Below are 15,613 nucleotides of genomic sequence, written 5' to 3'. Positions count from 1 at the left end.
CCCATGTCCATGCTACCCGCCTCGATCGTCGACCTCGACGCCACTGCCCTCGCCCAGGCCATCAGGGACAAGTCGGTCTCCTGCGTCGAAGCGATGGGCGCCTACCTCGATCAGATCGACCGCTACAATCCGGCGGTCAACGCCATCGTCGCCCTGGAGCCGCGCGACCGCCTGATGGCCGAGGCGCGGCGGGCCGATGCCGAGCTGGCCGCCGGCGCCATCCGCGGCCCGCTGCACGGCCTGCCCTGGGCGGTGAAGGACCTGGCCCATACCAAGGGGATCCGCACGACCTACGGCTCGCCCCTGTTCAAGGACTTCATCCCGGACGAGGACGGGCTGGCCGTGGCGCGGGTGCGCGCCGCCGGCGCCATCTTCATCGGCAAGACCAACGTGCCCGAGTTCGGCCTCGGCTCGCAGACCTACAACCCGGTCTACGGCACCACCGGCAACGCCTACGATCCAGCCAAGACCTCGGGCGGATCGAGCGGCGGCGCAGCCGTCGCTCTGGCCTTGCGCATGCTGCCGGCCGCCGACGGCAGCGACATGATGGGCTCGCTACGCAATCCGGCGGCCTTCAACAACGTCCTCGGCTTCCGGCCCTCCTTCGGCCGCGTGCCGTTCAGCCCGGCCGAGGACGTGTTCTTCGCGCAACTCGCCTACGAGGGGCCGATGGGGCGCAGCGTGCGCGACGTGGCGCTGCTGCTTTCGATCCAGGCGGGTTACGACCCGCGCTCGCCCCTGGCCATCCGTCAGGATCCGGCCGCCTTCGTCGGTCCGCCCACGCGAGACGTCTCGGGGACCCGCATCGGCTGGGTCGGCGACTTCGGCGGTTACCTCGCCGTGCAGCCGGGCATCCTCGATACCTGCGAAGCGTCCCTGCGCGCGTTCGAAACGCTCGGCTGTGCCGTCGAGAGGGTGGATATCCGTTACCCGCTGGAGGAGGTCTGGGACAGCTGGGTCAAGCTGCGCCACACCTGGGCCGGCGGGCGCAAGCTGGCCGCCTACCACGACCCGGCGCAGCGGGCCCAGATGAAGCCCGAGCTGATCTGGGAGATCGAGGGGGCCCTGACGCTGTCCGCCCTCGACATCTACCAGGCGAGCGTCGCGCGCTCGAGCTGGTATGCCCACCTCGCGACGCTGTTCACGCGCTACGACGTGCTGCTGGCGCCCACCGTCCAGGTCTTTCCCTTCGACAAGGAGGTGCATTGGCCGAGCAGCGTCGGCGGCCGGGCCATGGACACCTACCATCGATGGATGGAATCCACGAGCATCTGGTCGATCACCGGCCTTCCGGCGATGGCCATCCCCTCCGGCTTCGGGCCACAGGGGCTGCCGACAGGGGTGCAGATCATCGGCCCCAACCACGCCGACCTCGCCGTGCTGCAGCTCGCCGCCGCCTACGAGGCGGCGGTGCCGCTGGTCGCGCAGGCGCGGCCGCCGATGCTCGGCGGAGCCTGACCGGCGCCGTCAGCGCCGTTGACCAGAGGGCCGCTCGCGGCATGGCCGGCCGATAACGACCGGCCATGCCCCGCAAGGGCTACGCGGCAGCTTCGTCCGTCACCCGTGTGGTGTGGGCGCCGATCCGTCCCAGGATGTGGTCGCTGATGCCGCGCGCGATCTCCCGCTCGCCCATGATGATGAAGCTGGCGCCCATCCGGGTGAGATGTTCCACCTCCTCATCGGAGTGGGCGCGCGCGATGATCTCAAGGCCTGGGTTGGCCGCGCGCGCGAGCTCGATCAGGTTGCCGTTCTCGAACGGGTTCGGAATGGCGCTGATGAACCATTTCGCCGCCGGCAGGTTGGCGGCCGCCAGCACCGCCGGCTGGATGGCATTGCCGGTGATGGCCTCGATGCCTTCCTCGCGAAGCTTGTCGACGACCTCCTGCCGCTCCTCGATGACGAACAGCGGCTGGCGCTGCTCCTGCAGCGTGCGCGCGACGCCGCTGCCGACACGACCGAAGCCGACGAGCACCGCGTGGCCCGTCAGCGTCGTCGGCGTGATCTCGCCGGCGGCGGCGGCCTCGTCGTCGGTGCCCGCCGCCTCCAATGAATCGAGCCACGGCCCGAGGCGATCCAGCAGCTGGAACAGCAGCGGGTTGAGGATGATCGACAGCATGGCGCCGGCCAGGATGAAGTCGCGCCCGGTCGTCGGCAGAAGGCCGAGCTTGATGCCCAGCACCGCCAGGATGAATGAGAACTCGCCGATCTGAGCGAGACTGACCGAGATGGTGAAAGCCGTCCGCAGCGGGTAGCCGAAGGCGCGCACCATCGCCAGCGCGGCGATCGACTTGCCGACGATGATGATCAGGAACGTCGCCAGGGCCGCCAGCGGCTCGCTCCAGAGCACGGACGGGTCGAACAGCATCCCGACCGAGACGAAGAACAGCACTGCGAATGCATCGCGCAGCGGCAGGATCTCCTGCGCGGCCCGGTGGCTCAGCTCCGACTCGGCCAGGATCATGCCGGCGAAGAAGGCGCCCAGGGCGAAGGAGACGCCGAACAGCTCGGCCGAGCCGAAGGCCACGCCGAGCGCGATCGCCAGCACCGCCAGGCGGAACAGCTCGCGCGAGCCCGTGTGCGCCACGTAGTGCAGTGCCCACGGAATGACGCGGCGCCCGACCACCAGCATCACCACGACGAAGGCCGCCACCTTGGCGCAGGTAAGCGCCAGGGTGACCCACAGCGACTGCAGGCCGAACGAGCCGACGAGGCCGCCCCCCTGCTCGACCACCTTGCCGCCGAGCATCCCCGACAGCGCCGGCAGCAGCACCAGCGCCAGCACCATCGCCAGATCCTCGACGATGAGCCAGCCCACGGCGATGCGGCCACGCTCCGTCTCGATCAGACGGCGCTCCTGCAGCGCCCGCAGCAGCACGACCGTGCTGGCGACGGACAGCGCCAGGCCGAACACCAGGCCGGCGCCGAGCGACCAGCCCATGGTCCAGGCCAGCCCCATGCCGAGCAAGGTGGCGATGGCCATCTGGCCGATCGCGCCCGGAATGGCGATGCCTCTGACGGCGAGAAGATCCTTGACCGAGAAATGCAGGCCGACGCCGAACATGAGCAGGATCACACCGACCTCGGCCAGCTCGAGGGCCAAGCCCTGATCGGCGACGAAGCCCGGGGTGAACGGCCCGATCAGCACCCCCGCCAGCAGATAGCCGACCAGCGGCGACAGGCGCAGCCGCTGTGCCACGACGCCAAAGAGGAAGGCGACCCCAAGTCCGGCCACGAGGATGCTGATCAGGGGCGTGCTGTGCGACATGGGCTCCCGGCAATGGTTCGGCTCGATGGCGGGCGCCCGGCGCAGCTGCGCGAACGATCCGATCACCTGATGATGGGCATGATCTCCCTCAATTGACATCGAATGCCGCTCACGCAAGGCGCGAGCTGCACATCAGGGCAGAAAATGTCGGCAGATCGTGCCCAAACCCTGGCCGTGCGCGCAAACGACAAACGCCCGGCACTGGGCCGGGCGTCTGCTCGCAGGGCAAGGTCCGGGCCGCCGGGCCCGGCCGAAGCGGTTCAGATGCGCTCGATGATGATGGCCGGAGCCATGCCGCCCGCCGCGCAGAGCGTGGCAAGGCCGGTCGACAGGTTGCGGCGCTCCAGTTCGTCGAGCAGCGTGCCGATGATGATGGCGCCGGTCGCACCGATCGGGTGGCCGAGCGCGATGGCGCCTCCGTTGACGTTCACCTTCGCCGGGTCGATCTCGAGGTCACGCATGAACTTTAGCGGGACGACCGCGAAGGCCTCGTTGATCTCGATGAGATCGATGTCGGACAGGTTCATGCCGGCCTTCGCCAGCGCCTTCTTGGCGGCGGGCCCGGGGGCGTTGAGCATCAGCTCCGGCGAGTTGCCGGCCGTCGCGACGGCGCGGATGCGGGCGCGCGGCTTGAGGCCGTGGGCGCGCGCGTAGTCCGGCGAGGCGACGAGCACGGCGCCGGCACCGTCGACGACGCCCGACGAGTTGCCGGCGTGGTGGACGTGGTTGATCTTGACGCCCGGGTAGGTCTTCTCGACCAGCGCCTTGTAGGTCAGCCCTTCCTCGTTCAGGGGGGCCTGGTACATCACCTCGAAGGCCGGCTTCAGGCTGGCGAGGCCTTCCATCGTGGTGCCGGGGCGCGGAAACTCGTCACGATCGAGCGCCACCGAGCCGTCGTCCTTGTAGACGGTCACCAGGCTCTTGCCGAAATGGCCGTTGGCGATGGCATGGGCGGCGCGCTGCTGGCTCTCCAGGGCGAGCCTGTCGACGTCCTCACGGCTGAAGCCCTCAAGGGTGGCGATCAGGTCGCCGCAGACGCCCTGGTGCGGCTGCGGATGGATGGCGCGCAGATGCTCGTTGCGGCTGTCGATGACGCCGTCGTTGACCCTCGGCAAGGTGGAGGCATGCGACATGGACTCCACGCCGCCGGCGATGACGAGGTCCTGGGCGCCGGACATGACACCCATGGCGGCGAGGTTCACCGCGGTCATGGCCGAGCCGCAGAAGCGGTCGATCGACATGCCGGTCGCATTGTTGTCGAAGCCGGCGTCGAGGGCCGCCATGCGGGCGATGCACGAGCCCTGCTTGCCGTACTGCGTGCCGCAGCCGGCGATCACGTCGTCGATCTCGGCGGTGTTGAGGTTGTTGCGCTCGGCCAGTGCCTTGAGCACGGTCGACAGGATGCGCTGGGGATGCACGTCGGAGAGCGCCCCCTTGCCGAACTTGCCGACGCCGCGCGGCGTACGTGCCGCGTCGATGATCCAAGCCTCTGACATGGTTGATCCTTCCCTGAGCCTATCAAACGGCTGATAGATTGATTGATGGGCTATGGCCAGTGCTTTTTCAATACCCCCGGCATGGGCTGAACGACGTGCGAGATCAGCCTGCAGAGCGGGTCATCGGCGGCTCGACCAGCCCCTGCTCGGCCGCCGCCTTCTCCTGCGAGGCGAGCGCGCGCTTGTAGCCGTCGCGCTGGGTCAGCCGCTGCCAATAGGCGCGGACCGGGTCGGAGAAGACATGGTCGATCTGCAGGCGCTCGGCCAGCATCAGCGCGTAGCCGACGCAGATGTCGGCAATGGTGAAACGGCCGGAGCAGTAATACTCGTTGTCGGCGACCACGGCCGTGGCGGCGCGCAAGCGCGCGCCGAACCACTTGACGTAGTCGGTCGCGGCGCCGTCCAGCCCCCGGTCCGGCTCCTGCAAGGTGTAGCGGAGGAAGATGGTCTGCGGAAACGTCAGCGTCGCCTCACCATAGAGCAAGGCATTGAGGAACCTGCCGTAGTCCGGCTCGTCGACGCCGACGGCGAGCGGCGTCGGGCCGTACTTGCTGACCAGGTAAAGCGGGATGGCGCAGGACTCGGTCATGCGTGTCTCGCCGTCGACGAAGAACGGAATGGTGCCGAGCGGGTTGATGCCGAGGTAGTCCTTCTTGAAGACGCGCGGCGGGAACGGCAGCATCTTCAGCTCGTAGTCGAGCCCCATCTCCTCCATGGTCCACAGCGGCCTGAACGAGCGCGCGCTCGTGCAGTGATAGAGCGTGAACATAGATAAACCCTCCCAGCGTCATGGCCGGGCTTGACCCGGCCATCCATCCTCTAGGGAAATACTATAGACAGCCCTGTCGGGCTGAAGTCTCTCGAATCGATGGCTGGCCGGGTCAAGCCCGGCCATGACGCGGTTGGGGCGCCGCGTCATGCCTGCAACGGCATCGAAGGGCTCGCCTCGGCGAACCGCTTCCCCTAAGCCGCCGCGGCCGGAAAGCGCGCCGCGACGTCGGCGACGGTCGCGGCGATCTCCGGCGTCACCGGCACGGGATAATCCATCAGGATCTGCGCGTAGGCCTTGGCCTGCGGATCATTGCGCAGCGAGGCGATGCCGCCGCCGCCCAGCACGTCGTGTAGCAGGAAGTTGAGCGCGTGCGTGCCGGGCAGCTCGAAGCGCTCCACGCCCCCCTTCAGGTGGTGGCCGAAATAGGCCGCCACAGCGCGCTCGGTCAGCGCCGCACGGATGTAGGGCAGGTACTCCGGCTTACGGGCGATGATGCCGATGTTGGCCTTGTCGCCCTTGTCGCCGCTGCGGCCCCAGGCGAGCGCGATCAGCGGCACCACGGCACCGCCCGCCGGCGCCTGGGCCGCCGCGCCGGCCTTGTCGGCACCGAGGGACGCCGGGTCGAAGCCGCCGGCCAGGCTCTCGGGTGCATCGACCTCCTTGCCGGCGACCTCGACGGTCGTCTTCACCGCCGATTTGCCGACCAAGCAGGAGAACAGGCGCACCACCGGCATCACCTTGGGCCGGTTGCCGCCCATGCCGCTGATGCCCGGCGACATGGAGGTGCCCGACGAGGTGAGCTCCCGCACCAGGATCTCCAGCGCCTTGGCATCCGGATGCTTGGCCGCCAGCTTGAGGATGACCTCTCGCGCCGACCGGGCCCGCGAATGGGGGCCGTAGGACGCCTCCGCGCCGATCACCTCGACGCTGGTCTCGGTGAACGGCGCCAGGTTCATGGCCTTGTAGATCCCCTCGCAGCGGCGGATCACCGAGTCCGCCACCTTCTCGGCCTTGCGGGCCGCATCCAGGCCGCCGATGGTGATGTACATGCCGACGCGGAAGCCGTCCTGGTAGGTGGCCGACACCTTGTAGCTGTCGGTCGGCGGCAGGCCCTTGGCGTTGGACACCTTCACCAGGTCCGGCCCGACCTCCTCGATATGCACCTGCGTGAAGTCGCACGTCACGTCCGGCAGCAGATAGGCCCGCGGATCGCCGATCTCGTAGAGCATCTGCTCGGCGACGGTGGCGAAGCTGATGAGCCCGCCGGTGCCGGCCGGCTTGGAGACGACGAAGGAGCCGTCGGCCGCCACCTCGGCCACCGGATAGCCGATGTTCGACCAGTCGCCGGTCGCCTCCCAGTCCGTATGCAGGCCGCCGGTCGCCTGGGCGCCGCACTCGATGATGTGGCCGGCGAGCGAGGCGCCGGCCAGCTTGTCGAAGTCCCGCTCGGTCCAGCCGAAGGCATGGATGGCGGCGCCGAGCGTCACCGCGCTGTCGACGCAGCGGCCGGTGATGACGATGTCGGCGCCGGCGTCGAGGGCTGCGGCGATCGGCCGGCCGCCGAGGTAGGCGTTCATGCTCCACAGCTTGGCCGGCATCGCCTGGCCGGAGAACATCTCCTTGGTCGCCTTGAACTCGTCGGCCCGCCCGAGCAGGTCGTCGCCGCCGACGACGCCGACCTTCAGGTCGTAGCCGGCTTCAGCGATCTTCGCCTCCAGCGCGCGGGCGCAGGCGAGCGGATTGACGCCGCCGGCGTTGGCGATGACCTTGATCTTCTTCGCCGACAGCGTGCGCAGCTCGCGGGCGATGGCGCCGACGAAGTCGTGGGCATAGCCGGCGGACGGGTCCTTGGCCCGGGCGCGGGCCATGATCGACATGGTGATCTCGGCCAGGTAGTCGAAGACGAGATAGTCGAGGTTGCCGCCCTTCAGGAGTTGCGGCGTCGAGATGGCCGTGTCGCCCCAGAACCCCGAGGCGCCGCCGATGCGGATGGTCTTTGCGCTCATCTCGTCCTCCCTCAAATCTTTTCCACCCAGCGGGCCGGGCGCTTCTCGGCGAAGGCGCGCACGCCCTCCTGCCCCTCCTCGCCCCTGAGGCAGCCGGCAAAGGCGCGCGCCGCCTCGTCTCGATAGGCTGCCGGCGTGAGCGAGCCGACGCTGAGGAACAGCCGCTTGGTCACGGCGTTGGCGCCGGGCGCGCAGCGGCCGATGTCGTTCAGCACCTTTGTCAGCGTCGTCTCGAGACTGTCGGCCGTTTCGCAATAGAAGTCGACCAGGCCGATGTCGTGCGCCTGGGCGCCGTCGAGGCGCGCGCCGGTGAGCCCCAGGCGCCGCGCCATGCGCAGGCCAATGCGGCCGACGACATAGGGGGCGATCTGCGCCGGCGGAATGCCGAGACCGGTCTCCGACAGGGCAAAGCGCGCCCGCGGCGTCGCCAGCACGATATCGGCGCAGCAGGCCATGCCGAAGCCGCCGCCGAAGGCCGGGCCGTCGACCACGGCGATGACCGTCAACGGATGGTCGTTCAGCTTGGCGAACAGCTCACCGCCCGAGCGGTTCTGGGCCTCGAGCGGGTCGAGCTCGCCCGGCCCCGGCGCCGACGCCAGCGCCCTGTTGGTGCCCTTGAGATCGGCGCCGGCGCAGAAGGCGCCGTCGGCCCCTTGCAAGATCAGCGTGCGCAGGGAGCGGTCGTCCTCGGTGGCGTTCAGCACCGCCCACAGGTCCTCGACCAGAGCCGCGGTCATGGCGTTGCGGGTGGCCGGATCGGCGATGGTGGCGTAGAGGCGCGTGCCCTGGCGGTCGAGCTTCAGGACGGTCGTGGCCGGCAAAGGGGCGGTCATGGCTTCCTCAATATCCGAGCTGACGGGCGGCGAGATCGCGCATGATCTCCTCGGCGCCGCCGCCGATGGCGTTGACGCGCACCTCGCGATAGATGCGCTCGACCTTGGCGCCGCGCATGAAGCCGGCGCCGCCGAAGATCTGCACCGCCTCGCGGGCACAGAATTCCATGGTCAAGGTCGCCTGGTTCTTCAGCAGGCAGATGTCCGCCACCGGGCTGTCGCCGCGCATCACCTGCCAGGTGAGCGTATCCAGATAGGCCTGGGAGGCGTTTACCCGCATGGTCATGTCGGCCAGCTTGTGGCGGATGACCTGATGCTGGCTGAGCGGCTTGCCGAAGGTCTGCCGCTCCTGGGCGTAGTTCACCGCCTCCTCCAGGCACACCCGCGCCATGGCGATGCAGCCGGCCGCCATGCCCAGACGCTCGCGGTTGAAGTTCTTCATGATGATGGCGAAGCCCTTGTGCTCTTCGCCGAGCAGGTGGCCTGCCGGCACGCGGACGTCGTCGAAATGCAGCGTCGCGGTGTCGGAGGCCCACCAGCCCATCTTCTTGAGCGGGGTGCGGCTGAAGCCGGGCGTGTCCGTTTCCACCAGGATGAGCGAGACGCCGCCGCGGCCGCCCTCGCCCGTGCGCACGGCGACGGTGATGAAGTCGGCCCGCATGCCCGAGGTGATGAAGGTCTTCTCGCCGTTGATGACGTAGCTGTCGCCGTCGCGCCGCGCCGTGGTCTTGAGGTTGGCGACGTCGGAGCCGCCCGACGGCTCGGTGATGGCGAGCGCGGCGATCTTCTTGCCCGCCAGCACGTCGGGCAGCACCTTGGCCTTGAGCGCATCGGAACCGGCGATGGCGACCGGCGGGGCGCCGATGGTGTGGCTCATCAGCGAGGCGGAGATGCCGCCGGCGCCGGCCCGGGCCAGCTCCTGGCTGGCGATGTTGCCATAGAACGGATCGCACTCGACGCCGCCGTAGGCCTCGGGGAAGCCGAGCTGCAGCAGGCCGACCTCGGAGGCCTTGCGATAGAGTTCGCGCGGGAAGCCGCCCTCCTCGTCCCACTGGGTCGCGAAGGGCTCGATCTCATTGGCGACGAAGCGGCGCATGACGTCGCGAAACGCCAGGTGCTCCTCGGTGAGGTGCGGGTTGGGGCCCGGCTCGATGATCATGCGCACTCCCTGTCATTGAGCCGCTTCTGCGAGCGGCTTTCGTCGTGGCGTACGGTTAATCGACGATCTCGGCCATGATCTGGCCCGGCGTCACCTGATCGCCCACGGCGACCGTGACGCTGGCGAGCGTGCCGGCCCGCGGGGCGATGATGGCATGCTCCATCTTCATCGCCTCCAGCGCCAGGACCGTCTGCCCGCGCTCGACCGTGGCGCCGGCTTCGACGGCCACGCTGACCACGCGGCCGTTCATCGGCGCCCGCAGCACGCCGTCGGCGCCGGCGTCCGCCGCTCGCGCCGTGCTGACCCGGTTATTGGGGGCGAAGGCGAAGTCGCTGGAGCCGAGCTTGAGCCACAGCTCCTCCCCCACCCAGGCGAAGCGGTAGGCGACCGGCACGCCGTCGACGACGGCTTCGCCCTCGGCGGTTTCAGCCGCCGGCCGGCCGACGATGGCGACCGTCGCGCCGTCCACGGTGACGGCCGCGCCGTCCCGACCCGCCTCCACATGGCCGCGGCGCTCAGCCGGATCGTCCTCGACGGCGAGGTTGGCCGGCGCCTGCCAGGTGATGCGCCACGGCTGCGGCAGCGGCCTGACGTTGCTCCAGCCGCGCCATTCCGCCCCCCAGGCGGCCGCCCGCGGCGTCGCCGCCGCGCTCAGCCAGGCCGCCAGCGCCCAGGCCGTCCGATCCGGGCGGCTGGCGCGGCTGGCGTTGGTCGGGAAGTGCTCGGGAATGAAGGCGGTCGAGACCTTGTCGCCGGCGATGAAGGCCGGGTGGCTGAGCAGCCCGATCAGGAACTCGCGATTCGAGGTGATGCCGAGCAGCGCCGTCGCCTTCAGGCCGTGCACCAGCTTCTCGATGGCCTCGGTGCGCGTGGCGCCATGGGCGATCAGCTTGCCGAGCATGGAATCGTAATAGGGGCTGACGACGAGCCCGTCCGCGAGGCCGGCGTCGGTCCGGACCGCCCGGCTCGGATCCCACAGCGCCACCGTGCCGGTGCGCGGCAGGAAGTCGTCGGCCGGGTCCTCGGCGCACAGCCGCACCTCGATGGCGTGGCCGCGCAGCGGGATATCGGCCTGCGCCAGCGGCAGCTGCTCGCCATGGGCGACGCGCAGCTGCCATTCGACCAGGTCGAGACCGGTGACCATCTCGGTCACGGGATGCTCCACCTGGAGGCGGGTGTTCATCTCCATGAAGTAGAAGTGGCCGGCGCGGTCGAGCAGGAATTCCACCGTGCCGGCGCCGACATAGCCGATCTCCCGCGCCACGGCGGTCGCGGCATCACCCATGCGGCCGCGCAGGCGCTCGTCGAGGGCCGGCGACGGGGCCTCCTCCACCACCTTCTGGTGGCGGCGCTGCACCGAGCAGTCGCGCTCGCCCAGGTGCACGGCGTGGCCGTGCTCGTCGGCGAACACCTGGATCTCCACGTGGCGCGGCTCGATCACCGCCCGCTCGAGGATGAGGCGGCCGTCGCCGAACGCCTTCTGCGCCTCGGAGGCTGCCGCCTTCAGCGCCGCAGGCATGGCGGCGGCCTCGTCGATGCGCCGCATGCCGCGGCCGCCGCCGCCGGCCGACGCCTTGATCATGATCGGGAAGCCAATGCGCTCGGCCTCGGCCAGGAGCTTCGCCTCGGACTGGTCCTCCTCGTCGTAGCCGGGCACGACGGGAATGCCGGCGGCGGCCATGCGGCGCCGAGCGCGGGCCTTGTCGCCCATGGCCTCGATCGCCTTGGCCGGCGGGCCGACGAAGATCAGCCCCTCGCGCGCCACACGCTCGGCGAAGCCGGCGTTCTCGGAGAGGAAGCCGTAGCCCGGGTGGATCGCCTCGGCGCCGGCGCGCCGCGCGGCGGCGATGATCTTGTCGGCGACGAGATAGCTCTCGGCCGGCGTCAGGCCGCCGATGCCGATGGCCACGTCGCAGGCCTTCACGTGCGGCGCGCCGGCGTCCGCGTCCGAATAGACGGCGACCGTGCCGATGCCGAGGCGGCGGGCGGTACGGGCGACGCGGATGGCGATCTCGCCACGGTTGGCGATCAGCAGGGTGGAGATGGTTTTCATCGGTGCACTCGGAGCGGGTGAGAGCGGAGCAGCGGACGAAATCGGCGGCACGCTTACATGCGCCCGACACCGAAGCTCAGCGGCTTCACCTTGCGCTCGCGTCCGGACAGGCACACCGACAGCGCCATGGCGAGCACGTTGCGGGTGTCGCGCGGGTCGATGACGCCGTCGTCGAGCACGGCGCCCGAGGTGTAGAAGGCCGACATCTGGCTCTCGAAGGTCTGGATGATCTTCTCCTTCATGCTGTCGATGGCGGCGGTGTCGACGGGCAGGCCGCGCAGCTTGGCCCCATCCTCCATGACGATGGCCATGGTCAGCGCCGCCTGCTCGGCCCCCATCACCGCGGTACGCGCGGTGGGCCACGAGAAGGCGAAGTCCGGTGAGAAGCCGCGGCCGCACATGCCGTAGTTGCCGGCGCCGTAGGAGGCGCCGCACATCAGGGTGAGCTGCGGCACGCTGGCGTTGGCGACCGCCTGGATCATCTTGGAGCCGATCTTGATCATGCCGGCCCGCTCCGATTCCGTGCCGACGATGTAGCCGGTGGTGTTCTGGAGGTAGATCAGCGGCGTGTCGGTCTGGCAGCAGGCCTGGATGAACTGCGTCGCCTTGTTGGCGCCGGCGGGATCGAGCGGGCCGTTGTTGGTGATGATGCCGACCGGCATGCCGGCGAGCTTGGCGTGTGCGCACACCGTCTGCGGGCCGTACAGCGGCTTGTATTCCAGCATCTCGGAGCCGTCGACGATGCGGGCGATCACCTCGCGCATGTCGACCGGCTTCTTCCCGTCTTTCGGGAACAGGCCCAGCAGCTCCTCCGGGTCGAGACGCGGCGGCACCCCGCTCGACAGCTCGTTGCCCTGGCTCCAGCCCAGGCTGGCGACGAGATCGCGCAGGATGCGAATGCCGTCCACGTCGTCCTCGGCCAGGTATTCGGCAAGACCGGAGACGGTGGCGTGCATCAACGCGCCGCCCAGCTCCTCGTCGGTCGCGATCTCGCCGGTGGCGGCCTTCAGCAGCGGCGGGCCGGCCAGGAAGGCCTTGGCGCGGTCGCGCACCATGATGACGTAGTCGGCCAAGCCGGTCATGTAGGCGCCGCCCGCCGTCGACGAGCCGTGGGTGAGCGCGATCACCGGCAGGCCGGCGGCCGACAGGCGGGCGAGGCCGGCGAAGATGCCGCCGCCGACGACGAAATCCTCGACCTTGTAGCCGAGCAGGTTGGCGCCGGCCGACTCGACCAGATGGATGAACGGCAGCCTGTTCTTGAGCGCGATGGCCTCGAGCCGCAGGAACTTGTCGCCGCCCATGGGCTGGGCGGACCCGGCGGCGATGCCGGAATCGTCCGCCACGATCAGGCAGCGCACACCGGAGATGTAGCCGATACCGGCGATGCCCGAGCACCCCGGCACCGACTTCGCCGGATCCTTGGTGTCGCGGAGGTAGCCGGCGAGCGAGCAGAGCTCCAGGAACGGCGCACCCTCATCGAGCGCCAGCACCAGCCGCTCGCGCGGCAAGAGCTGGCCGCGCCGGGCGAAGCGCGCGCCCGAGGCGGCCGAGGCGTCGCGGGCGCGCCGCTGGAGCGCGTGCAACTCGTCGATCGCGGCGAGCAGATAGGTCCGGTTCTCCTCGTAGGCGGGACCGGCCGCAACGACTCGCGATTCGAAGGCGGGCATGGCGCTCTCCCAAGCGTGGTTCCGGCCTAGGGCGGCCGTCTCGTTTGAAGCGTCCGTGCGGTCAAAAGAGCCGAGACGGACCGTTCTGGTAATGGTACTATCCGGTACGCAGACGTCAAGGGCGCCGTGTGGCTTTGCCGGAGCTCCGTCGAGACCTGGAGTTTGCCGGACCTTGAGTTTGAGCGATGGCGTGCGCAGCATGGGCAGTTGCGCCCGTGTTGCGGGGCGGACGCCGAAGCGAGGGCGCCGGAGGGAGCGCACCTGGAGTTCGAGATAACCGTGTCGATGATGAAAGAGGATGTGGCGCAGTACAAGAAGGAGCTCATCCTGCGAGCGGCGGGCGAGCTGTTCTTCCAGCATGGCTACACCGCGACCACGACGGACGCGCTGACTGAGCGGCTGTCCATCTCGAAGACGATGATCTACCAGCACTTCCGCAGCAAGCTGGAGATGCTCAGCATCATCTGCGAGCGGGCGGTGAGCGAATCCGTCGCCGTCGCCGCCCAGGCGGCGATGCTGCCGGGCCCGGCCGATGAACGCCTCACGCGCCTGGTGCACGATTTCGCGCTGGTGGTGATCGAGCACCACCAGTGGATCGCCATCTCCTACCGCGAGCTCAACACGCCGCCCGACGACGTGCGCCGGCGCATCATCGCCAAGCAGGAGGAGTTCGACCGCATCGCCCGCACGCTGATCGAGGACGGCGTCCGCGACGGCATTTTCCGGGTGGCCGATCCCGCGGCGACGGCCCTGGCCATCGCCGGGATGATCATCTGGGTGCACACGTGGTACCGTGCCACCGGCCGGCTCGAGCCCGAGGAGATCGCCGCCACCCTGGCGGAATCGGCGCTTCGCATGGTCGGCGCCGATTCCGGGCATCGGTAGCTCGCCCCCATCCGACGCGGCTGCGGGCGCAAGCCGGATCAATTCGCCGAGCGCATGACCCGTCATGCGCTCTTTGGATTTCTCCGCCGGTTTGCGACGCCCTATGATCCGCCCGAACCAAGGATCTTGATGATGGGCAGCCAGGGAGGCAACCACCCATGAACATCGACGTCAAATCAAGCACTTCATTCGGGCTCAATCCAGGCGACGAGCTGAACGACCTGCGCATGTCCGACGCCGCGCGGCCGCTGCTCGATCACGTGCGGAAGTTCATCAAGGACACGGTCGAGCCGATGTCCGTGGAATTTCATCGGCTGGGCGAGGGGCACCGCGATCGCTGGAGCTTCGCGCCGGGCCAGCTCGAGGTGCTCGAAACGGCAAAGAACAAGGCCAAGGCCGAAGGCCTCTGGAACTTCTTCCTGCCCGACGCCGAGACCGGGGATGGGCTGAGCAACCTGGATTACGCCTACATCGCCGCCGAGCTGGGCAAGAGCCCGCTGGCCTCCGAGACGATGAACTGCTCGGCGCCGGACACCGGCAACATGGAGGTGCTGGAGCGCGTCGGCACGCCTGAGCAGAAGGAGCGCTGGCTGAAGCCGCTGCTCAACGGCGAGATCCGCTCGGCCTATGCCATGACGGAGCCGAACGTCGCCTCCTCCGACGCCAAGAACATCAGCACGCGCGCCGAGCTCGTCGGCGACGAATGGGTCATCAACGGCGAGAAGTACTACATTTCCGGCGCCGGCGATCCGCGCTGCAAGATCATGATCTGCATGGTCAAGACCAGCCCCGACGCGCCAGCCAGCCGCCAGCAGTCGCAGATCCTCGTGCCCATGGACACCCCCGGCGTCGAAGTCGTCGGCCCCATGCACGTGTTCGGGCACGACCATGCGCCGCGCGGCCACATGCACATCCGCTTCACCGACGTGCGCGTGCCCAAGGACAACATCCTGCTCGGCGAAGGGCGCGGCTTCGAGATCTCCCAGGTCCGCCTCGGCCCGGGCCGCATCCACCACTGCATGCGGACCATCGGCAAGGCCGAGCGCGCCCTCGATCTCATGGTCGAGCGCGGCATGTCGCGCGAGGCCTTCGGCAGGAAGCTCGCCATGCTCGGCGGCAACCTCGAGACCATCTCGCGCGCCCGCATCGAGATCGAAGCGATGCGCCTGATGGTGCTCAAGGCGGCCAAGGCCATGGACGTCCTCGGCAACCGCGAGGCGCGCGTCTGGGTCAGCATGGTCAAGGCGATGGTGCCGGAAAAGGCGGCCCAGATCATCGACCAGGCCATCCAGATCCACGGCGCCACCGGCATCTCCCAGTGGACGCCGCTGGCCGAGATGTACACCGACGTGCGCCACCTGCGCTTCGCCGACGGGCCCGACGAGGTCCACCACATGGTGGTCGGCCGCAACGAGGTGATGAATCGCTGAGGCGCTTGTCAAAGGTGTTCGCTGAATAGACGAATGGCCGGGCTCGA

General features: G+C 69.1%; 11 protein-coding genes. 3 read left to right on the top strand and 8 right to left on the bottom strand.

Features of this window, described 5'->3' with window-relative positions; all coding sequences use genetic code 11:
- Positions 1–3: 3 nt before the first annotated feature.
- Entirely contained in the window at positions 4–1,458 is a 1,455-nt protein-coding gene (locus tag ACZ5PO_RS25010) for an amidase (RefSeq protein ID WP_464184654.1), read from the top strand.
- A gap of 79 nt (positions 1,459–1,537) precedes the next feature.
- On the opposite strand, the gene ybaL is transcribed toward ACZ5PO_RS25010, so the two are convergent.
- The 8 genes from ybaL to ACZ5PO_RS24970 form a co-directional block, all read right to left on the bottom strand.
- Entirely contained in the window at positions 1,538–3,265 is a 1,728-nt protein-coding gene (gene ybaL, locus ACZ5PO_RS25005; protein ID WP_464197030.1) for a YbaL family putative K(+) efflux transporter, read from the bottom strand.
- A 260-nt stretch (positions 3,266–3,525) separates the two neighbouring features.
- On the bottom strand, positions 3,526–4,761 hold the full coding sequence (locus tag ACZ5PO_RS25000) for an acetyl-CoA C-acetyltransferase (protein ID WP_464184653.1): 1,236 nt from the start codon (positions 4,759–4,761) through the stop codon (positions 3,526–3,528).
- Positions 4,762–4,864: 103 nt separating this feature from the next.
- Complete coding sequence (locus tag ACZ5PO_RS24995; protein WP_464184652.1) at positions 4,865–5,530, bottom strand: glutathione S-transferase family protein; 666 nt, start codon at positions 5,528–5,530, stop codon at positions 4,865–4,867.
- Positions 5,531–5,724: 194 nt separating this feature from the next.
- Positions 5,725–7,539, bottom strand: a complete 1,815-nt coding sequence (locus tag ACZ5PO_RS24990) for an acyclic terpene utilization AtuA family protein (protein WP_464184650.1) — start codon at positions 7,537–7,539, stop codon at positions 5,725–5,727.
- 11 nt (positions 7,540–7,550) lie between these two features.
- A complete protein-coding gene (locus tag ACZ5PO_RS24985; protein ID WP_464184648.1) occupies positions 7,551–8,372 on the bottom strand; it encodes an enoyl-CoA hydratase/isomerase family protein in 822 nt (273 codons plus the stop codon).
- A gap of 7 nt (positions 8,373–8,379) precedes the next feature.
- Positions 8,380–9,531, bottom strand: coding sequence for an acyl-CoA dehydrogenase family protein (locus ACZ5PO_RS24980; protein ID WP_464184646.1), 1,152 nt, complete (start codon positions 9,529–9,531; stop codon positions 8,380–8,382).
- A 55-nt stretch (positions 9,532–9,586) separates the two neighbouring features.
- Positions 9,587–11,584, bottom strand: coding sequence for an acetyl/propionyl/methylcrotonyl-CoA carboxylase subunit alpha (locus ACZ5PO_RS24975; protein ID WP_464184645.1), 1,998 nt, complete (start codon positions 11,582–11,584; stop codon positions 9,587–9,589).
- Positions 11,585–11,637: 53 nt separating this feature from the next.
- Positions 11,638–13,251, bottom strand: a complete 1,614-nt coding sequence (locus ACZ5PO_RS24970; RefSeq protein WP_464184643.1) for an acyl-CoA carboxylase subunit beta — start codon at positions 13,249–13,251, stop codon at positions 11,638–11,640.
- 285 nt (positions 13,252–13,536) lie between these two features.
- Here ACZ5PO_RS24970 and ACZ5PO_RS24965 point away from each other — a divergent pair, with 285 nt between their 5' ends.
- Together ACZ5PO_RS24965 and ACZ5PO_RS24960 are read left to right on the top strand one after the other, a co-directional pair.
- On the top strand, positions 13,537–14,136 hold the full coding sequence (locus ACZ5PO_RS24965) for a TetR/AcrR family transcriptional regulator (protein WP_464197028.1): 600 nt from the start codon (positions 13,537–13,539) through the stop codon (positions 14,134–14,136).
- A 158-nt stretch (positions 14,137–14,294) separates the two neighbouring features.
- On the top strand, positions 14,295–15,566 hold the full coding sequence (locus tag ACZ5PO_RS24960) for an acyl-CoA dehydrogenase family protein (protein WP_464184641.1): 1,272 nt from the start codon (positions 14,295–14,297) through the stop codon (positions 15,564–15,566).
- Positions 15,567–15,613: the final 47 nt, after the last annotated feature.

The organism is Chelatococcus sp. KU-N122 (assembly GCF_055391085.1).
The sequence above is the reverse complement of the archived record's forward strand: the minus strand, read 5'-3'. Positions and strand labels throughout refer to the sequence as shown.